Source organism: Monashia sp. HAY1-2A, assembly GCF_056755315.1.
The window spans coordinates 1-245 of record NZ_JBNDHY010000663.1; the positions used below are offsets into that span (position 1 = coordinate 1).

Annotated in this window: 1 protein-coding gene; it reads right to left on the reverse strand. The window is 69.8% G+C overall.

The window, feature by feature from the left end; all coding sequences use genetic code 11:
• Positions 1–5: 5 nt before the first annotated feature.
• A partial coding sequence (locus ACPYOM_RS23465) for a hypothetical protein (protein ID WP_481347823.1) occupies positions 6–245 on the reverse strand: 240 nt, incomplete at its 5' end.

Here is a 245-nt window from a genome sequence, read left to right on the forward strand (position 1 = left end):
CGGAGTCAGTCGTGATGCCCGTCTTCGAGCACCTCGTGCGCCGCCGTGACGGTCTCGATGTCGGGGAGCTCGTCGACGCGGGACGTGCCCTTGAGGACGGTGCGCGCGATGCCGGCGAGCAGGACCAGGCCCACGAGGATGCCACCGACCCAGTAGATCACGCCGTCGATGGGGTTGGCGCTCACCGCGAGCTGGGTCGGGGAGCCGATGACGGTGCCGTTCGCGGTCGTGAGCCATGCCCGGAT